Annotated in this window: 20 protein-coding genes; 15 read left to right on the forward strand and 5 right to left on the reverse strand. The window is 69.0% G+C overall.

Going from position 1 to position 16,159, the window contains the following annotated elements:
- The first annotated feature begins 52 nt into the window (after positions 1-52).
- Together ACZ3HV_RS35560 and ACZ3HV_RS35565 are read left to right on the forward strand one after the other, a co-directional pair.
- Positions 53-754, forward strand: a complete 702-nt coding sequence (locus tag ACZ3HV_RS35560) for a CTP synthase C-terminal region-related (seleno)protein (protein WP_465690967.1) — start codon at positions 53-55, stop codon at positions 752-754.
- Positions 755-769: 15 nt separating this feature from the next.
- Positions 770-1,363, forward strand: a complete 594-nt coding sequence (locus ACZ3HV_RS35565; protein ID WP_465690969.1) for a histidine phosphatase family protein — start codon at positions 770-772, stop codon at positions 1,361-1,363.
- Here ACZ3HV_RS35565 and ACZ3HV_RS35570 read toward each other — a convergent pair.
- Together ACZ3HV_RS35570 and ACZ3HV_RS35575 are read right to left on the reverse strand one after the other, a co-directional pair.
- On the reverse strand, positions 1,360-2,361 hold the full coding sequence (locus ACZ3HV_RS35570; protein ID WP_465690971.1) for a Gfo/Idh/MocA family protein: 1,002 nt from the start codon (positions 2,359-2,361) through the stop codon (positions 1,360-1,362). The genes ACZ3HV_RS35565 and ACZ3HV_RS35570 overlap by 4 nt on opposite strands.
- Positions 2,362-2,548: 187 nt before the next feature.
- Positions 2,549-3,673, reverse strand: a complete 1,125-nt coding sequence (locus ACZ3HV_RS35575; RefSeq protein ID WP_465690973.1) for a phytanoyl-CoA dioxygenase family protein — start codon at positions 3,671-3,673, stop codon at positions 2,549-2,551.
- 118 nt (positions 3,674-3,791) lie between these two features.
- Between ACZ3HV_RS35575 and ACZ3HV_RS35580 the strand changes: the two genes are divergently transcribed.
- Positions 3,792-4,808 (forward strand): LacI family DNA-binding transcriptional regulator, encoded by a 1,017-nt coding sequence (locus tag ACZ3HV_RS35580; RefSeq protein WP_465690975.1) that lies wholly within the window; start codon positions 3,792-3,794, stop codon positions 4,806-4,808.
- Here the strand turns inward: ACZ3HV_RS35580 and ACZ3HV_RS35585 are convergent.
- Positions 4,783-6,309, reverse strand: coding sequence for an FAD-dependent oxidoreductase (locus tag ACZ3HV_RS35585; protein WP_465690977.1), 1,527 nt, complete (start codon positions 6,307-6,309; stop codon positions 4,783-4,785). The two genes, ACZ3HV_RS35580 and ACZ3HV_RS35585, sit on opposite strands and share 26 nt — an antisense overlap.
- A gap of 35 nt (positions 6,310-6,344) precedes the next feature.
- Between ACZ3HV_RS35585 and ACZ3HV_RS35590 the strand changes: the two genes are divergently transcribed.
- Positions 6,345-7,088 carry an AraC family transcriptional regulator gene (locus tag ACZ3HV_RS35590; RefSeq protein ID WP_465690979.1) on the forward strand — a complete coding sequence of 248 codons (744 nt, stop codon included), beginning with the start codon at positions 6,345-6,347 and terminating at the stop codon, positions 7,086-7,088.
- On the opposite strand, the gene ACZ3HV_RS35595 is transcribed toward ACZ3HV_RS35590, so the two are convergent.
- Positions 7,085-8,035: a LacI family DNA-binding transcriptional regulator gene (locus tag ACZ3HV_RS35595; RefSeq protein WP_465690981.1), complete on the reverse strand. Its 951-nt coding sequence runs from the start codon at positions 8,033-8,035 to the stop codon at positions 7,085-7,087. The two genes, ACZ3HV_RS35590 and ACZ3HV_RS35595, sit on opposite strands and share 4 nt — an antisense overlap.
- Positions 8,036-8,132: 97 nt before the next feature.
- On the opposite strand from ACZ3HV_RS35595, the gene ACZ3HV_RS35600 reads away from it, so the two are divergent.
- The 10 genes from ACZ3HV_RS35600 to ACZ3HV_RS35645 all read left to right on the forward strand — a co-directional run bounded on the left by ACZ3HV_RS35600 (position 8,133) and on the right by ACZ3HV_RS35645 (position 14,641).
- Complete coding sequence (locus ACZ3HV_RS35600) at positions 8,133-8,633, forward strand: Gfo/Idh/MocA family protein (protein ID WP_465690983.1); 501 nt, start codon at positions 8,133-8,135, stop codon at positions 8,631-8,633.
- Positions 8,576-9,085 carry a TIM barrel protein gene (locus tag ACZ3HV_RS35605; RefSeq protein ID WP_465691054.1) on the forward strand — a complete coding sequence of 170 codons (510 nt, stop codon included), beginning with the start codon at positions 8,576-8,578 and terminating at the stop codon, positions 9,083-9,085. Before ACZ3HV_RS35600 ends, ACZ3HV_RS35605 begins: the two co-directional genes overlap by 58 nt.
- Before the next feature lie 53 nt (positions 9,086-9,138).
- Entirely contained in the window at positions 9,139-9,882 is a 744-nt protein-coding gene (locus ACZ3HV_RS35610) for a GntR family transcriptional regulator (RefSeq protein ID WP_465690985.1), read from the forward strand.
- A gap of 184 nt (positions 9,883-10,066) precedes the next feature.
- Positions 10,067-11,347 (forward strand): CpaF family protein, encoded by a 1,281-nt coding sequence (locus ACZ3HV_RS35615; protein WP_360377040.1) that lies wholly within the window; start codon positions 10,067-10,069, stop codon positions 11,345-11,347.
- Positions 11,347-12,207: a type II secretion system F family protein gene (locus ACZ3HV_RS35620; RefSeq protein ID WP_465690987.1), complete on the forward strand. Its 861-nt coding sequence runs from the start codon at positions 11,347-11,349 to the stop codon at positions 12,205-12,207. The genes ACZ3HV_RS35615 and ACZ3HV_RS35620 overlap by 1 nt, the downstream gene beginning before the upstream one ends.
- Positions 12,204-13,142, forward strand: a complete 939-nt coding sequence (locus ACZ3HV_RS35625; protein ID WP_465690989.1) for a type II secretion system F family protein — start codon at positions 12,204-12,206, stop codon at positions 13,140-13,142. The genes ACZ3HV_RS35620 and ACZ3HV_RS35625 overlap by 4 nt, the downstream gene beginning before the upstream one ends.
- 14 nt (positions 13,143-13,156) lie before the next feature.
- Positions 13,157-13,354 carry a hypothetical protein gene (locus tag ACZ3HV_RS35630; RefSeq protein WP_360377048.1) on the forward strand — a complete coding sequence of 66 codons (198 nt, stop codon included), beginning with the start codon at positions 13,157-13,159 and terminating at the stop codon, positions 13,352-13,354.
- Positions 13,354-13,749 carry a TadE family protein gene (locus tag ACZ3HV_RS35635; RefSeq protein WP_465690991.1) on the forward strand — a complete coding sequence of 132 codons (396 nt, stop codon included), beginning with the start codon at positions 13,354-13,356 and terminating at the stop codon, positions 13,747-13,749. Before ACZ3HV_RS35630 ends, ACZ3HV_RS35635 begins: the two co-directional genes overlap by 1 nt.
- On the forward strand, positions 13,746-14,219 hold the full coding sequence (locus tag ACZ3HV_RS35640; RefSeq protein ID WP_465690993.1) for a TadE/TadG family type IV pilus assembly protein: 474 nt from the start codon (positions 13,746-13,748) through the stop codon (positions 14,217-14,219). The genes ACZ3HV_RS35635 and ACZ3HV_RS35640 overlap by 4 nt, the downstream gene beginning before the upstream one ends.
- 23 nt (positions 14,220-14,242) lie before the next feature.
- Positions 14,243-14,641 (forward strand): pilus assembly protein TadG-related protein, encoded by a 399-nt coding sequence (locus ACZ3HV_RS35645; RefSeq protein WP_360377054.1) that lies wholly within the window; start codon positions 14,243-14,245, stop codon positions 14,639-14,641.
- On the opposite strand, the gene ACZ3HV_RS35650 is transcribed toward ACZ3HV_RS35645, so the two are convergent.
- Complete coding sequence (locus ACZ3HV_RS35650) at positions 14,634-15,449, reverse strand: NAD(P)H-binding protein (RefSeq protein WP_465690995.1); 816 nt, start codon at positions 15,447-15,449, stop codon at positions 14,634-14,636. The genes ACZ3HV_RS35645 and ACZ3HV_RS35650 overlap by 8 nt on opposite strands.
- 71 nt (positions 15,450-15,520) lie before the next feature.
- Here ACZ3HV_RS35650 and ACZ3HV_RS35655 point away from each other — a divergent pair, with 71 nt between their 5' ends.
- Positions 15,521-16,147: a TetR/AcrR family transcriptional regulator gene (locus tag ACZ3HV_RS35655; RefSeq protein WP_465690997.1), complete on the forward strand. Its 627-nt coding sequence runs from the start codon at positions 15,521-15,523 to the stop codon at positions 16,145-16,147.
- The last annotated feature ends 12 nt before the right edge of the window (positions 16,148-16,159 follow it).

The raw sequence follows: 16,159 nt of genomic DNA on the forward strand, positions 1-16,159 counted from the left end.
TGCAGAGATCATCGTTGGCACTGATGCTGGTCGAGCGCCCAGGATGAGTGCCATGAACGCATACTCCGGACGCATCGCCCTGGTCGCTGACCGCTCGCCGCACGTTCGCTCGCACACCCGGGTGCCCGGCCTGCTCGACCGGCTACGGGATCGCGACCAGCTCGATCTCGACGTGTACTGGGTGCCGACCGGCGAGGCAGACGAGGCACTGAAGGAGTTCGACGGGATCTGGCTGCTGCCCGGGAGCCCGTACCAGGACGAGGACGGCGCGCTGACCGCGGTTCGGATCGCGCGGGAGAACGGGATCCCGTTCCTCGGTACCTGCGCCGGCTTCCAGCACGCGATGCTCGAGTTCGCCCGTACCGTGTGTGGCGCGGCCGCCGTGCAGCACGGTGAGAACAATCCGACGGCCGACGACCTGCTCATCGTCCCGCTCGCGTGCTCACTGGTCGATCACGAGGCGCCGATCCAGGTGACCCCGGGGACCCGCGCCGCCGAGCTGCTCGGCGTCGAGCGGACCGTGGAGCGGTACCACTGCTCCTACGGCCTGGACAGCGGCCGGATGGATCTGCTCCGCGAGCACGGCATGGTCTTCAGCGGGTACGACGACGCCGGCGACCCCCGCATCGCGGAACTCCCCGACCACCCGTTCTACCTGGCCACCCTCTTCCAGCCAGAACTAGCCGGCGACGGCACCCGCCCCCACGCCCTGATCCAAGCCTTCGCCCGCGCAGCCAGCCAGCAAGGGCGGTGAGCAATGCTTGGGCGTGTGAGTGTTCGAGTGTGGTGCCTACGGCACGGCGAGTCGGAGAACGTCATCAAGCGGATGGCCGGCGCAGTGCCGAGTGAGCCCTTGACCGAACGCGGCCATGAGCAAGCCCTGATCGCAGCCAGGAGCCTCGCGGGTGAGTCGATCAGCGGGGTCTACTCGAGCACCGCCGTACGCGCTCGACAGACCGCACAGCCGTTCGCAGTCGCGTCCGGCGTCGACGTCCAGGCCGTGCCGGAGTTGGCGGAGGGTGGCGTTGGCAGGCACGAGGGAAGCAGCGATCCCGCCGTCCGGCGACGGGCAGCTGAGGTGCTGCGCTCCTGGATCGTCGAGCGCGACCTCGGTCAGCGGGTCGCGGACGGCGAAAGCGGCCACGAGGTCCTGAAGCGCATGGCGGCAGCCTTTCAGCAGATCATCGAACGTCACACGGACGAGACCGTGCTGGTAGTCGGACATGTCGCCAGCCTCACCCTCGCACTCGATCAGCTCTGCGACCTCGGCGCGACCGTGTGGGGAGCACCGCTACCCCACGCGGCGCCCTTCCTCGTCGAGTGGGACGGCTACAGCTGGCGCTGCCCGGCGTGGCCCGCCTAAATCTCGGAGACGGGTCGGGGCTGGAGGCCGGCGGCCTGGTAACAGGCGTCGATGAGCTCCATCGTCGCCAGCGCGTCCTCGGCGTCGGTGAGTACCGGGGCGCCGTTGCGGATCGCCGCTGTGAAGGCCTCTAGTTGGTAGGTGTAGGAGGTTCGGGTGCCCAGGTGTTCGACCCAGGTGTCCTCTTTGGTGGTGACGATGACGCGGTCGTCGTTCTGGGGGAGGACGAAGAAGGGGGCGAAGGCTTCGCCTCGGGTGCCGACGACCTTCAGGCTGAACTCGACGTTCTCGGCGGCCATGCTCGTACGGACGGCGCCGCTCGCCCCGCTGGGGAACTCGAGGTCCGCGTTCAGCCACTCGTCGACGCCTGGCAGTCGCTTGCGTTCGCCGGCGCGGGCGCTGACGAGCTTCGGCGCACCACCGGCGTACGGCGCGAACATCCGCTGCGCATGGATGGCGTAGCAGCCGACGTCCATGACGGCGCCGCCGGCGAGCGGTAGCGACCAGCGCGGGTCCTGGTCCGGTGGCGGAGGCATCACCATGGTGGCCTCGACGTGCTGCAGGTCGCCGAGCTCGCCCTTGGCCAGCAGCTCCTGCAGGCGACGCATCACCGGGTGGTACGCGTAGTGGAAGGCCTCCATGAAGACCACGCCGCGTTCGAGGGCGGCGTCGCGTACCCGCACTGCCTCAGTGGCGTTGCTGGCCGACGGCTTCTCGGTCAGCACATGCTTGCCCGCGGCAATGGCCCGCAGGTTCCATGGCCCGTGCAGGCCGTTGGCCAGCGGGTTGTAGATCGCCTCGACCTCGGGGTCGTCCAGCACGTCCTGGTACGACGCGTGCACCCGTTCGACCTGGTGTTCCGCCGCGAAGGCCCCGGCTCGGCCGGAGTCCCGGGCCGCCACCGCGACCAACCGGGCGCCGGTCGTCCTGGCCGGGGCCACGATCGCCCGGTCGGCGATCCGGGCAGCCCCGAGAATCCCGATACGCAGCGGTTCCATGCCTTCTCCTTCGATGGTCGGCCGTACGGGCGGCGTCCGGCGGGGTCCTCGATTGGCGCGCAGGTAAGGGTAGCCCTACTCCACGACGGCGAACGTGCCATCCTGCCTGACGATCACCCCGCCCGGACACCACCTGCCCGAGATCCGGACCGGGTTCACCCAACGTTCACGTCCTTGCCGTGGGCACTCACTGAGTGTGGCGGCGGGTGGCGTGGTCGGTGAGGGCTTCCCGCAACTGGTCGGCGGGCCAGGCTTCGGCGAAAGCCGTACGGAGCAGGTCGGCCTGGGAATGCGGTGCGAGGCCGCCGATGGGCTGGTCGCGGTCGAGGTTGGTGGGAAAGGCGTACCCCTCGGCCGTGGCCGCGATGACGTTGTCGACAATCGCACGATCCGACAAGCGGAGCAGGACGGGGTAGACGGCGTCGATCATCCGGGCCCGGTCGACGCTCTCCATCGCTCGGCCGAAGGCGGACGAGATCTGCAACAGGTTGGCCATCCGCTTGATCTCGGCCGAGTGGTTGCTGCCGGCCGCATGGAACAGCGCCGGGTTGAAGAACACCGCGTCGCCCTTCTCCAACGGCAGCTGCACATGGTTCTCCACGAAGTACGACGAGAACTCGGGCCGCCGGTACGCCAGATACCCGAGCTCGTACTTCTGCGAGTGCGGAAGGTACAGCGTCGGCCCTGACTCCACCGGCATGTCACAGTGCGCTACCGCCCCCTGCAAAGTCAGTACGGGCGACAACCGGTGCACGTGAGCCGGGTACTGCGCCGCCACCTCGTCGGACTGGAATCCGAGGTGGTAGTCGCGATGGACCGTCTGCCCGTCGCCACCCGGGTTCACCACGTTCACCTGGGACGTGACCTGGTACGCCGGACCTAGCCAAGCGGACGCGACGAGCGCGAGCAGGTCGTTGCCGTAGTAGGCCGCGAACACCTCCGGCGCACCGACCGCCAGCTTCTCGAGGGCATTCCAGACCCGATCGTTCGTACCCGGCTTGGCGAAGTGGTCACCGGCCGCGGTACCGGAGCGGCGCTGCTCGCCGATCAGCCGGTTGAACTCGGTCGTCGTCGCATCGACCACCTCGTTGCCGAAGGCCCCCTTCAGGACGACGATCCCGGGCCCGTCGGCGAACGCGGTGACGAATTCGGCCTGCATGGCCCGGGGATCCGCGCTCCGCAGCCGCGCAGCGTCGTACACGGGCACCTGCTGCTCGATCCGCTCGGCGTGCGGGTAGTCCGCGGGGTCGGTCTGCTGCTTGAGCACGGTCAGCAGGTCCTCGAGCCGGACGTCGGACGTTGTCAACCACATGGGGTGGCTCCTCTCTGCCTGGTTGTTCTAGCGTGGGGGTTTCCTGGTGGGTTTGGAATCCCCTGAATCCACCAAAAACCCGTCATTCCAGACAGCAGTTCGCGGGAAGGAGAACGCGATGGCACGCGAGCATCGGGTCCGCGACATCGCGGTCCAGGCCGGGCTGAGCGAGACGACCGTGGACCGGGTGCTGAACGATCGCGACGGCGTGAGTGCCCGCGCCCGCCGTCAGGTCGACCAGGCGGTGCACGATCTGGACCGGCAGGCGACCCAGATCCGGCTGGGCGGGCGCACGCTGGTGATCGACCTGGTCATGCAGGCCCCCAGCCGCTTCTCCCAAGCGGTCCGCACCGCCCTGGAGGCGGCCCTGCCCGGTCTGCGTCCGGCAGTGATCAGAGCTCGGTTCGACCTGAGCGAGACCGCCTCCGCCGCCGACGTCACCGCGACTCTGGACAAGCTGCGCAAGCGCGGCTCGCAGGGCGTCATCCTCAAAGCGCCGGACGAACCCGAAGTGATCGAGGCCGTCGACCGCCTGGTCGCCGCCGGCATCCCAGTCGTCACTCTCGTCACCGATCTGCCCACCAGCCGGCGCCTCGCGTACGTCGGGATCGACAACCGCTCCGCCGGCGCGACCGCGGCGTACTTCCTCACGCAATGGCTGGGCACCGAGCCCGGCAACGTGCTCGTGACGCTGAGCCGTGGTTCGTTCCGGGGTGAGGAGGAACGTGAGATGGGCTTCCGGTCCACGCTGCGCCGGCTGTCACCGGACCGGTCGGTCGTCGAGTTGGCCGAGACGGACGGGCTCGACACGACCATGCACGGGCAAGCCTTGGCCGCACTGACCGCGGACCCGGCCATCAACGCGGTCTACTCCATCGGTGGCGGCAACAGTGCCATCGTCCAGGCATTCACTGATCTCGACCGCACGTACCGCTGCTTCGTCGCCCACGACCTCGACGCCGACAACGTCGCGCTACTCCGCTCCGGCGCCCTGTCCGTCGTCCTGCACCACGACCTCCCGACCGATCTCCACCACGCCTGCCAGCACCTCCTGCAGGCTCACCAGTTGCTCCCAGCGGTTCGTACGACGCCCAGCAACCTGCACCCGATCACGCCGTACAACCTGCCTGGATGACCTGACCACGCTCGACGATTCGCCGCTGCAACTCCGCCCCATCCAGCTCCTGTATGTCGATCTGCGACCGAAGCGACTGCACTGCGGCGACAGCGGCCGACTCGGCGAGCACACAGAAGACAGGCTCCATCCGGGTGGCCGCATAGCCGACGTGCGTCGCGGACAGACACACAGGTACGAGCAGGTTGCCGCAGTCTTCCTGCTTCGGCGTGATCGCCCGGTAGGGAATGGGATACGGCCGACCGGTGCCCAGGTGCCCGCCGATGAACATATCGCCCTCGGTCGCCACCCCCAGCTGCCCCGATGCGTCCCGATGCGGGATCCGCCGTACCGGATAGATGTCCACACCGAACAGTGCGAGGCCGATGCTGTCGGTCGGATCGGTCTGGTTGATCACGTCCGCATGCGTGATCGTGTAGCGGCCCTCCAGTCGCCGTGACACCCGCACGTACAGCTGCGGCGGCCAGCCGTCGGTATCGGGGAAGACGCTCGCATCCAGCCCGTACGCCGCCGTCTCGGCACGGAACTCCGCAGGTACGGCGGGGTCGGTGGAGAGGAAGTGGTGGAGTCCGCGCAGATAGTCGATGTGATGGCGCCAGATCCGCGAGCGATCGTCCCAGTCGCCGTCCTGGTACTCGCGGCTCACTCCGAGCGGAGCGTTGGTCACCAGAGACGCACGCTGGTAGTTGTACTCGCCCGAGTTGAGCCAGCCGGGGAAGATGCCCCGGAGACCCTCGAGGTCGAGATGTTCGACGTACCGCCGGACCAGCTCGTAGTCATCGGGTGAGTAGTCGTCGGGGGCCGTGAGCTCAGCACGGCGCTCCGCGTCGGTGGTCACGTAGAAGCGGTAGTTGTAGGCCTGGGTGTAGTCATCGGCCGCACCGACCGGCAGACCGTGATCTCGCTCGACCAGTGGGAGCAGTCCGCTGGTGCTGTCACCGGGTACGACGTACGGGTCGATCGGCGTCCAGTTCGTGACCGGGCAGACGCCGGCAACCTCTTCACCGAACGCATCGCGGGACTCGCGTCCGGTGCGGTACGGGACACCGGCGTGCGCCATCAGGTCGCCCTCGTAGGACGCGTCGATGAAGACTCTCGCTTGCACCTCACCGTCGGGCACCGATTCCGCGGACGGTAGCGGGACGCCCCACTGGTCCGGCGGCGACGTCTCCAGGTGGAGGGCGGTGATGCGGTTGCCCTCTTGGGTCACCGAGCGAACGCGGCGCTCGAAGATCACCTCGATGCCGGCACTGGCGATCCAGTCGTGAAAGGCGCGCATGACGTCGTACGGGTTGTCCCCGAAGCCGAAGACCACGTCGCGCGAGAGGCCGCCGACGGCTGCGGGGACAGGGCAGTCCTGCGCCGGCTTGATCCCCGCACTCAGCATCCCGCCGAGCCAACGGCTGGGCTCGATGAGGATCACGGACGCACCCTCCTGGTGTGCCGTCATCGCGGCGACGCAGCCCGCGGGCGTTCCTCCGTAGACACAGATATCGATCACTCATGCACTCTAAGAAGAGCGCAAGTACCAGCAGTATGGCGGATCTGAGCATGCACATGTACTTTCTTGCCGTGCTCACGCTCGACGGCTACCTGCTCGCGCCGCGCCGGACGCAGTTCAGCCTCAGCTTCGACACCTACGACAACTGGTGCCTGCTGCTGCCGCGGACCGGCTCGTTCATCTACGAGGTCGGCGACATCCGCGGGGTGGCGAGGTTCGGCGACATCGTCGTCTGCCCGCCGGGTGGCACGCTGCACCGCCGGATGACGTCGCCGACCTCGTTCTTCCATGCACGCTTCAGCACCGACGTGGTGCCGCCCGCCGGATGCAGCCGGGTGCAGGATCTCGCACGTCTCCGCACCAATCTCTCCATGCTCGACAGTCACAGCGAGCTGGTGGTCGCTCATGTCGTCACCGATCTGATCCTGATGATGCAGCGCCAGGGTGTCCGCGGGGATCAGGTGGTGCGGAATGCGACGACGTTCATCCTCGACCACTTCACCTCGCCGGACTTCTCCCTGGGCGAACTGGCGGCAGCGCTGGGGATCAGCCCCTCTCAACTCACGCGGCGGTTCCACGCTGTTCACGGCGTCACACCGGTCGCCTACCTCAGAGGCGTCCGACTGCAGAAGGCACGCGAGCTGCTGACCGAGACCGACGAGACGCTGCAGGCGATCGCCGTACGCAGCGGATACCGCAGCGCCTTCTACCTCAGCCGCGTCTTCACCAACCACACCGGCCAGTCGCCATCGGCGTACCGGCGATCCAGTCGGGTCTAGATCGGCCTGGTGGTCGCACGCACCAGCAGGTCCGGGTCGGTGATGATCTCCTGCGGCGGATCGCGGTCCTCGCAGATCGCGAGCCCGAGTGCGGCCGACGCGAGCCGGTCGGCGTTCTGTGCGATGGTCGTCAGCTGGATGTGATCCAAGCGCGACGGCGTCGAGTCGTCGTACCCGATGATCGACAGCTCCGGAGATCTCCGCGCATGCAGGAGGCCGATCCCACAGGCGTCGTTGAAGGCAGCGACGGCGGTGACCTCGGGTGGCAGCTCGCGCGCGGCGGCTGCGCCCGCGGCCTCGGTCAGGCCGCCGGGGATCACGAGTGGTTCGAGATGGGCGCGGCGCATCGTCTGGGTGTACGCCGTACGACGTTCGGCCGCGCCGGGAGCCCGCACGCCGTCGACGTGAGCGATCCGGGTGTGGCCGAGCGACAACAGGTGCTCCACCGCCAGACGTGAGCCGGCAGCGTCGTCCGTGCGTACGACGTGAACGCCTGCGGCCCGTACTTTGCGCGCGACGACAACCGTCGGCTGAGCCTCGGCCAGAGCGGCCAACGCAGCCGGCGGTGAGGTAGGACCAAGCAGCACGAGCGACTCGCAGCGGTAGTCCAGCAGGGACTGGACCGCGACCGCCTCTCCTCGGGAGCCGGTGACCGCACTCAACGTGAGGTCGTAGCCGAGGGTTTCGGCCGCCGGGTAGAGCGCCTCGACCAGGTCGCCGTGGAAGGGATAGCGAACGTCGAACGCCACGCCGATCAGCCGCGTGCGCTGACGTCCGAGCAGCCGGGCCCGATGATCCGGGCGGTACCCGAGGTCGTCGCCGGCCGCGAACACGCGGGCCCGGGTCTCGTCGCTCGCCCCCGGTACGTCGCGATAGACGATCGAGACCAGCGCACGGGACACGCCGGCGCGGGCGGCGACGTCCTCCATCGTCGGTCGGTGGTTCATCTCGGCGATTCTCCCAGGGTCTTGACCAGGACCATCAAAGCAGTGTTCGCTAGCGATGACTAGAGCGCTCTAGTCCTTGCTGCTGAAGGGGTGGCGGATGCGCACAGACCACGGACTGCCGCTGGTTCGGCTCGGGATGATCGGAGCCGGCCGGATCGGCACCATGCACGCGGGTAACATCGCGCGGCACGTGCCCGGCGCCGAGCTGGCCGCGGTCGCCGATGCCCGGCCGGAGGCAGCGGAGAAGCTCGCGGCGCGGTACGGCACCGAGGCCCAGGACGTGGACGGGTTGCTGAAGGACGTCGACGGCGTGGTGATCACCTCGATCGCGGCCGCCCACCTGGACCTGATCCAGCGCGCGGCCGCCGCGGGCAAGCCGGTCTGGTGTGAGAAGCCTGCCTCCTTGACGCTCGAGGAGATCGACCAGGCGATCGCCGCGACCGACGCCGCCGGGGTCGCCTTCCAGGTCGGCTTCGGCTGCTGGAGACCGCGGAGCAGTCCGTCCACGTCGCCCTCGAGCTCGGGTGTCCACGGCTCAACCTGCACCGCACGGAGCTCGACGATCGCGGGCTGTCCGTCGTACCGGCGTACGAGGTGACCGGGCGGATGTGGCTGACGGCCGCGCACACGCTGGAGAAGCTGGCGAAGCTCGCCGAGCGGTACGGCGTGATGTTCGTGCTGGAGAACCTCAATGCCGAGGTCGACCATCCCGGCGTGCCGTTCGGGAAGGCGGCCGACACGCTCGCGCTGGTCGAGGCTGTCGATCACCCGCAGCTGAAGCTGATGCTGGACCTGTACCATGCGCAGATCGGCGAGGGGAACCTGATCGAGCTGCTCCGCAAGGCGTTCCCGCAGCTCGGTGAGATCCAGGTGGCCGACGTACCCGGCCGGTGTGAGCCGGGGACCGGCGAGATCAACTACCCCGCGGTGGCGGCTGCTCTGCGTGAGCTGGGGTATGAGGGCACTGTCGGGCTGGAAGCGTTCGCCGCCACCGACAGTGAGCTCGCGCTGCGCCGTTTCCGGGACGCGTTCACAAAGGAAGCCATCTGATCAAATCCGGGTGGTGGCTCGACGGAATCGGGCCGAGGCCGCAGGATGTGCGCATGAGCACCGTCCAGGTCCAGGTCGACCGGAACAGCCGTACGCCGTTGCACGTGCAGTTGGCGCAGCAGCTCGAAGCGGCGATCCAGGGCGGTGAGTTGCCGGTCGGATCCCGGTTGAGCAACGAGGTCGACCTCGCGGAGGCGTACGGGCTGAGCCGGCCGACGGTGCGGCAGGCGATCGCGCGACTGGTCGACCAGGGACTGCTGGTGCGCAAGCGCGGCGTCGGCACGCAGGTCGTGGGGAACTCCGGCCAGGTACGACGTTCCCTCGAGCTCACCAGCCTGTACGACGACCTGGCCGCGGCGCACCGCAAGCCGGAGACCGACGTACTGCGGTTCGGCATCACTCCGGCCACCGCGGAGGTCGCTGCCGCGTTGCAGTGTGAGCAGGGCGACCGAGTGCTTCGGCTGGAGCGCCTGCGGCGGGCAGACGGCGAGCCGCTGGCCCTGATGCGGAACTGGCTCCCGGCGGATCTCCTGGAAACGGACCCGGCCACGCTGGCCGAGCGTGGGCTCTATCAGTTGCTGCGCGCCGAGGGCGTCCGGCTGAAGGTGGCGCACCAGACGATCTCGGCCGTCCCCGCCTCACTCGAGCACGCTCGCCTGCTGTCGGAGGAGCCGGGCTCACCGCTGCTGGCGACGACCCGGATCACGTACGACGACCACGGTCAGCCGGTCGAGTACGGCTCCCACCTCTACCGGGCGAGCCGCTATTCCTTCGAGCACACGCTCGTCCATCGCTGAATCTGCAACAAGCTGCAATTTCGTGGTCTCGCCGTGACCTGGCGGATACGCTCGGTGAGCCTTTCGCATGTCACGGTTGTCCACAGGGCGTCGGAGGCGAGTGGCGCCGGGTGCCCCACGGTTGAAAGGATGGTCGCGCATGGTGACCGCGTGGTCGCCAGACGGGACACACACGGGGAGACCGATGACAGCCGACAGACTTGCCGCGCGCCGGTCGTCGGGCTGGGACGGTGCGGTCGAGTTGATCGACGCGCAGGTGCGCGATGTGGTCCGCCGGGAGGGCATCGATCCGCTCCGTGACCCGGCCGCGGTGAACGTGATCGTCGCCACCGTCGTCCGGGAGTACGACGAGCGCAGCCTGACCGGCGTGGTCCCGCCGATCGGTGACCTGGAGGCGGTCAGCCGCGAGGTGCACGACCGGGTCGCCGGCTTCGGCCCGCTGCAGCGGTATCTGGACGACCCGGCGGTCGAAGAGATCTGGATCAACGAGCCGAGCCGGGTCTTCATCGCCCGGGACGGCCGGCACGAGCTGACCACGACCGTGCTGACCGAGGAAGAGGTCAGCGATCTGGTCGAGCGGATGCTGAAGACGACCGGCCGGCGGATCGACGTGTCCCAGCCTTTCACCGACGCGCGGCTGCCGGACGGGAGCCGGGTGCACATCGTGCTCGGTGGGATCACCCAGCGGTACGCGGCGATCAACATCCGCAAGTTCACCGTGCGCGCGACCCGGCTGACCGATCTGGTCGCGCTCGGTTCGCTGACGCCGCACGCGGGCGCGGTGCTGGAGGCAGCGGTCGCGGTCGGGTTGAACATCCTGGTCTCCGGCGGCACGCAGGCGGGCAAGACCACGATGCTGAACGCGCTGGCCGGTTCGATCCCGGGCAGCGAGCGGGTGATCAGCTGCGAGGAGGTCTTCGAGATCAAGCTGCCGATCCCCGACTGGGTGTCGATGCAGACGCGGCAGGCGGGGCTCGAGGGCACCGGCGAGGTGCGGTTGCGCGACCTGGTCAAAGAGTCGCTGCGGATGCGTCCGTCGCGGGTGATCGTCGGTGAGGTGCGCGGCGAGGAGTGCCTGGATCTGCTGCTGGCGTTGAACAGCGGGCTGCCGGGCATGTGCACCATCCACGCGAATTCGGCGCGTGAAGCGCTGACCAAGATGTGCACGCTGCCGCTGCTCGCCGGGGAGAACATCGGCAGCCGGTTCGTGCTGCCGACGGTGGCCGGGTGTGTGGATCTCGTCATCCACCTCGGGATCGGGCCGGACGGGCAGCGGCGGGTGCGGGAGATCGTCGGGGTCAGCGGGCGGATCGAGGAGCAGACGATCGAGACCGAGACGATCTTCGGCACGGTCGACGGGCTGCTGCGCCGGGCCGAGGGGCACCTGCCGCATCCCGAGCGGTTCCTGCAGTCCGGATACAACCTGGCCGGGCTGCTCACCGAGCTGCCGCGAGGAGTGGGCTGATGGGGCTGCTGCTCGGGCTGTTCTTCGGGATCGGGTTGCTGCTGATCATCGCGACGTTCGTGGCGCCGGCCGAGACCGGGCCCGCTGCGGACGGCCGGTTGATCGCCCGCAGCCGCGAGCTTCTGGCGAGTGCCGGGGTTGAAGGCGTGACGCCTGGTGCCTTCATCGGCGCCTGCGTGATCACCGGGCTCGTCGGGTTCGTGGCGATGTTCCTGGTGTCGGGCGCGTGGCCGGTGGGCGTGGTGTTCGGCCTGATGGCCGGCGGGTTGCCGATCGCGTTGCTGCGGAGCCGGGCGCGGAAGCGGCTCGCCGAGTTCCGGGAGCTGTGGCCGGACGTGGTGGACAACATCGCGTCGGCGGTCCGGGCCGGGCTGTCGCTGTCCGAGGCGCTCGCGCAGGTGGGCGAGCGTGGGCCGCTGTCGTTGCGGGAGCCGTTCCGCCGGTTCGGCGCGGACTACGCGTCGACGGGCCGGTTCGCGGAGTCGCTGGATCGGTTGAAGGCGCGGCTCGCGGATCCTGTTGGCGATCGCGTGGTCGAGGCGTTGCGGATCGCCCGCGAGGTCGGTGGTGGTGACCTCGGCCGGTTGCTGCGCTCGTTGTCGACGTTCCTGCGCGACGACGCCCGGACCAGGTCCGAGCTCGAGTCGCGGCAGTCGTGGTCGGTCAACGGTGCCCGCGTCGCGGTGGCCGCGCCCTGGCTGGTGCTGGCGTTGTTGTCCTTCCAGGGCGATGTGATCCAGCGCTACAACTCGCCGATGGGCGCATTGATCATCGGTGCGGGGGCCGTCGTCTGCGTGATCGCGTACCGGTTGATGTTGCGGATCGGACGATTGCCCGAGCCCGAGCGGGTGCTGCGATGAGCCCGGTGTTGATGGGAGGTCTGGTCGGTGCGGTCTTCGGTGCCGGCCTGCTGGTCGTCGTACGGCGCTTGCCGTTCCTGCGGAAGCCGACTGCGGACGAGCGCATCTCGCCGTACCTGCGCGATCTCGGTGGGCCCGAGGTGTTCGTCGGCGTGGTGGACTCGAGTTCACCGTTCTACGCGATCCTGCGGTTGTTCGGGCCGTCGTTGCGGGCGGGTGCCCGGCGGCTGGAGCGACTGCTCGGTGGAGCGGCCTCGATCCGGCGGCGGTTGGTGCGGGCGGGGCTGGAGCGGACGATCGAGGAGTTCCGGATCGAGCAGTTGCTGTGGGGGACCGTTGCCTTCGGCGCCGGTCTGTTCGCGTCGGCGGTAGCGCTGTCGCTCGGCAAGGGCAATCCGTTCGGGATGCTGGTGTTCTGTGCTCTGCTCGGCGTCCTCGGAGTGCTTGCCCGGGACACCTATCTGACCTCGCAGGTCCGGCGCCGCGAGCGCCGGCTGCTCGTCGAGCTGCCGACCGTGGCCGAGTTGCTGGCGTTGTCGGTGGCGGCCGGTGAGGGCCCGGCCGCGGCCCTCGACCGGGTGGCGCGGTCGTGCCGGGGCGAGTTGGCCGAGGAGCTGAAACGTGTCCTGGGTGAGACCAGGGCGGGGGAGACACTGGTCCGCGCGCTGGACGCGCTCGCGGACCGCACGGGGTTGCTGGCGTTGTCGCGATTCGCGGACGGGCTGGCGGTGGCGCTGGAACGCGGCACCCCGCTGGCCGACGTGCTGCGGGCGCAGGCCGGCGACATCCGTGAGGCCGGGCGGCGCGAGCTGATCGAGTCCGGCGCGCGACGTGAGGTAGCCATGATGGTCCCGGTGATCTTTCTGGTTCTGCCGGTGACCATCGCCTTCGCCTTCTATCCGGGCGCTGTCGGAATCCGGCTGATCGCCGGATGAACTGAGGAGAGGTCATGTCCCTGCTACTGACGAGAGTGTTCCTGGCGTTGCTGCTGAAGCCGCGCCCGGCGCGGCGGGAACGCGGCGATGTGCCCGGCTGGGTGCTCATCACCGTGATGACCGCCGGCCTGGTCGTCGCGATCTGGCAACTGGCCGGCACCCAGCTCAAGCAGATGCTCCAAGACGCCCTGGACTCCGTCGGCAGCAAGTGATGCTCCTTCGACCACGTCTGCGGGAGGAGCGTGGTTCGGCGGTCGTCGACTTCGTGCTGGTGTCGACGCTCGTCGTGCCGTTGTTTCTGGGGATTCTGCAGGTGGGCTTGTATCTGTACGTGCGCAACACGGTGACGGCGGCGGCGTCGGAGGGGGCGCACTATGCGGCCGTGCTGAACCGGGTGCCCGGCGACGGTGAGGCGCGGACGCGCGAGCTGGTGAGCGGTGTGGTTCGCGACCAGTTGATCGACTCGGTGTCGGCCGAGGCGACCGACCTCGACGGGCAGCCTGGGGTGGAGGTCGTCGTCAAGGCGCACATGCCACCGCTCGGTCTGTGGGGGCCGGGCATCGACTTCAGCGTCGAAGGACACGCCATCAAGGAGACCGGCGAATGAGTCCGCGTGCCGCCTGGTGGACCTTTCGCCGGCGGGATGAGCGCGGGAGTGCGGTGGTGGAGTTCTCCTGGCTGGCGATCCTGCTGATGGTCCCGTTGGTGTACGTGATGCTCGCGGTGTTCGACGTCCAGCGGGCCTCGTACGGCGCGACCGCGGCGACCCGGGCAGCTGGGCGGGCGTTCATCATCGTGCCGGCCGGGTTGTCGGAGGACGAGGCCCGGGCGCGGGCGTTCGAGGCGGCACGGCTGGCGATGAAGGACCAGGGGATGGAGCTGAGCCCTGACCAGCTCACGATCACCTGCAGCCCCGCCTGCCTCGAGCCCGGCTCGACCGTGACGGTCACCCTCGACACCGCAGTACGCCTGCCGCTGATCCCGGACGCCCTCGGCGGCGAACCCCCGGCGATCCACGTCAGCGCCTCCCACACCGAGCCGTACGGCGACTACCGCGAAGCCAAGGGCAACGGATGAGGCGCCGCGACGAGGAAGGTCAGATGACCGTCCTGATCATCGGGTTCACGGCGATCATCTTGTTGATGATCGTGGTGGTGACCGACATCTCGAAGGTGTTCCTGGTACGCCGCGATCTGGACGCGACCGCGGACGGCGCGGTACTGGCCGCGGCGAACGGCCTGGCGGCGATCTACGCGCAGCCCGCGGCGGACGGAAATGCGGAGCTCGATCCGGACGAGGCGCGCCGACTGACCGCGGCGTACCTGGACCAAGTTGCCGCCAGCAACAGATTCGACGGCCTCGACTGGTCGGCCGACGTCGCCGGCACGACAGTCACCGTACGCCTCACTTCATCCGTCGACCTCCCCTTCAAGCCCCCAGGCTGGCAAGGCTCCGCCGACATCGCCTCAGAGGCCGCGGCCGTCGTACCGATCAGGTGAAGAGGCCTGGGCGGTCGGTCAGCCAGGTGGTGAAGGTGCGGGGTGAGTGGGCGGTGAGGAGTTCGACGCCGGGCTCGATGGGCTGGGGGACGCCGACGCGGGAGGCCCAGTAGGCGAGCAGCGTCTCGCGCTGGCCGGCGTCGCGCATCTGCAGCTCGGCCCGGGCCTGGTCGGCAGTGAGATCGACGGCCTCGATCGGTACGCCGGTGACCTGGGTGACGAGCTCGATCTGGTGGCGCCGGGTCATGGACGCCGGGCCGGTCAGGGGATAACCGCGACCGTCGTGGCCGTTGCCCGGACCGTCGAGGAGCACGCGGAGCGCGGCGTCGGCGATGTCCTGCTCGTGGATCGGGGCCTCCTCGGCGTCGAGGTACGGGAGCCGGATCTGCCCTGTCGCGCGGACCTGGTAGGCCCAGAACATCGCGTTACTCATGAAGGCGCCGGGCTGCAGCCGGGTCATCGCGTAGGACCCACCGGCGATCACGTGCTCGGTCTTCGCATGCGGATCCTCGGGACCTCCGAGCGCGGACAGCGACGAGAGCAGCACCACTTGCTTCACCCCGGCCGCGTCGGCCGCCGCGACGAATGCGGGTGCCGTGATCGGGTCGGAGTACAGGAAGACCTGGCTGATGCCGTCCAAGGCGGGTGCCGGGTCGGCTGCGTCGTACCCGACGACGGTGATGCCAGGAGCTGCGGGTACGGCGGATGGCTCGCGAGAGGCCACGCGGACGTCGTGGCCGGCGGCAGCCAGGCCGGTGGTGACGGCGCGGGCGATCTTGCCGCGGCCGCCGGTGACGAGGATCGTCATTGGATCTGCTCCAAAAGTGTAGTGACTACAAGATTGGATGAAGTAAAGCAGGATGCCCTACCCTCTGTCCAATGGAGGAGAGCGGGCGCCGGGAGCGGAAGAAGCGGCAGACGCGGCAGGCGATCTCGGACGTCGCGACGACGCTGTTCATCGAGCGCGGGTTCGACGCGGTGACCGTGGCGGAGGTCGCGCGCGCCGCGGATGTCGCCGTACAGACGGTCTTCAACCACTTCCCCGCCAAGGAGGACCTGTTCTTCGACGAGCAGGGCTGGTGGCGCGGCCCGGCGCGGGCCATCCGGGAGGCACCGGCGGACGCGGATCCGATGGATGTGCTGGAGGCGAGCTACCTGACCGGGATCCGGGAACGGCTCGAGGCCGGGCACTTGGCGACCTGGAAGCAGTTCGTCCGGACGATCGAAGGCAGTGCCGCGCTGCAGGCCCGCCGGCGGCTGAACGCGGCCGAGATGGAGACACTCCTCACCGCCGCGCTCGACGAGCGGCACCCCGGCCGGCTCCGGAACCGTCTGATCGCGGCCCAGTTCGCGGCGGCGATGAAGGTGCTCGAGGACGAGCTGATGCGGCTGCTGCCCGATGAGTCGACCCCGGTCGAGCCGGACCAGGTACAGCAGAAGTTCGAGCCGGCCGTCGCCCAGGTCTTCGCAGTACTAAGGCACGGTTTAGCGACAACTACCGCCTAGCGGGTACGCTGC

It is taken from the genome of Kribbella sp. NPDC020701 (genome assembly GCF_055562215.1).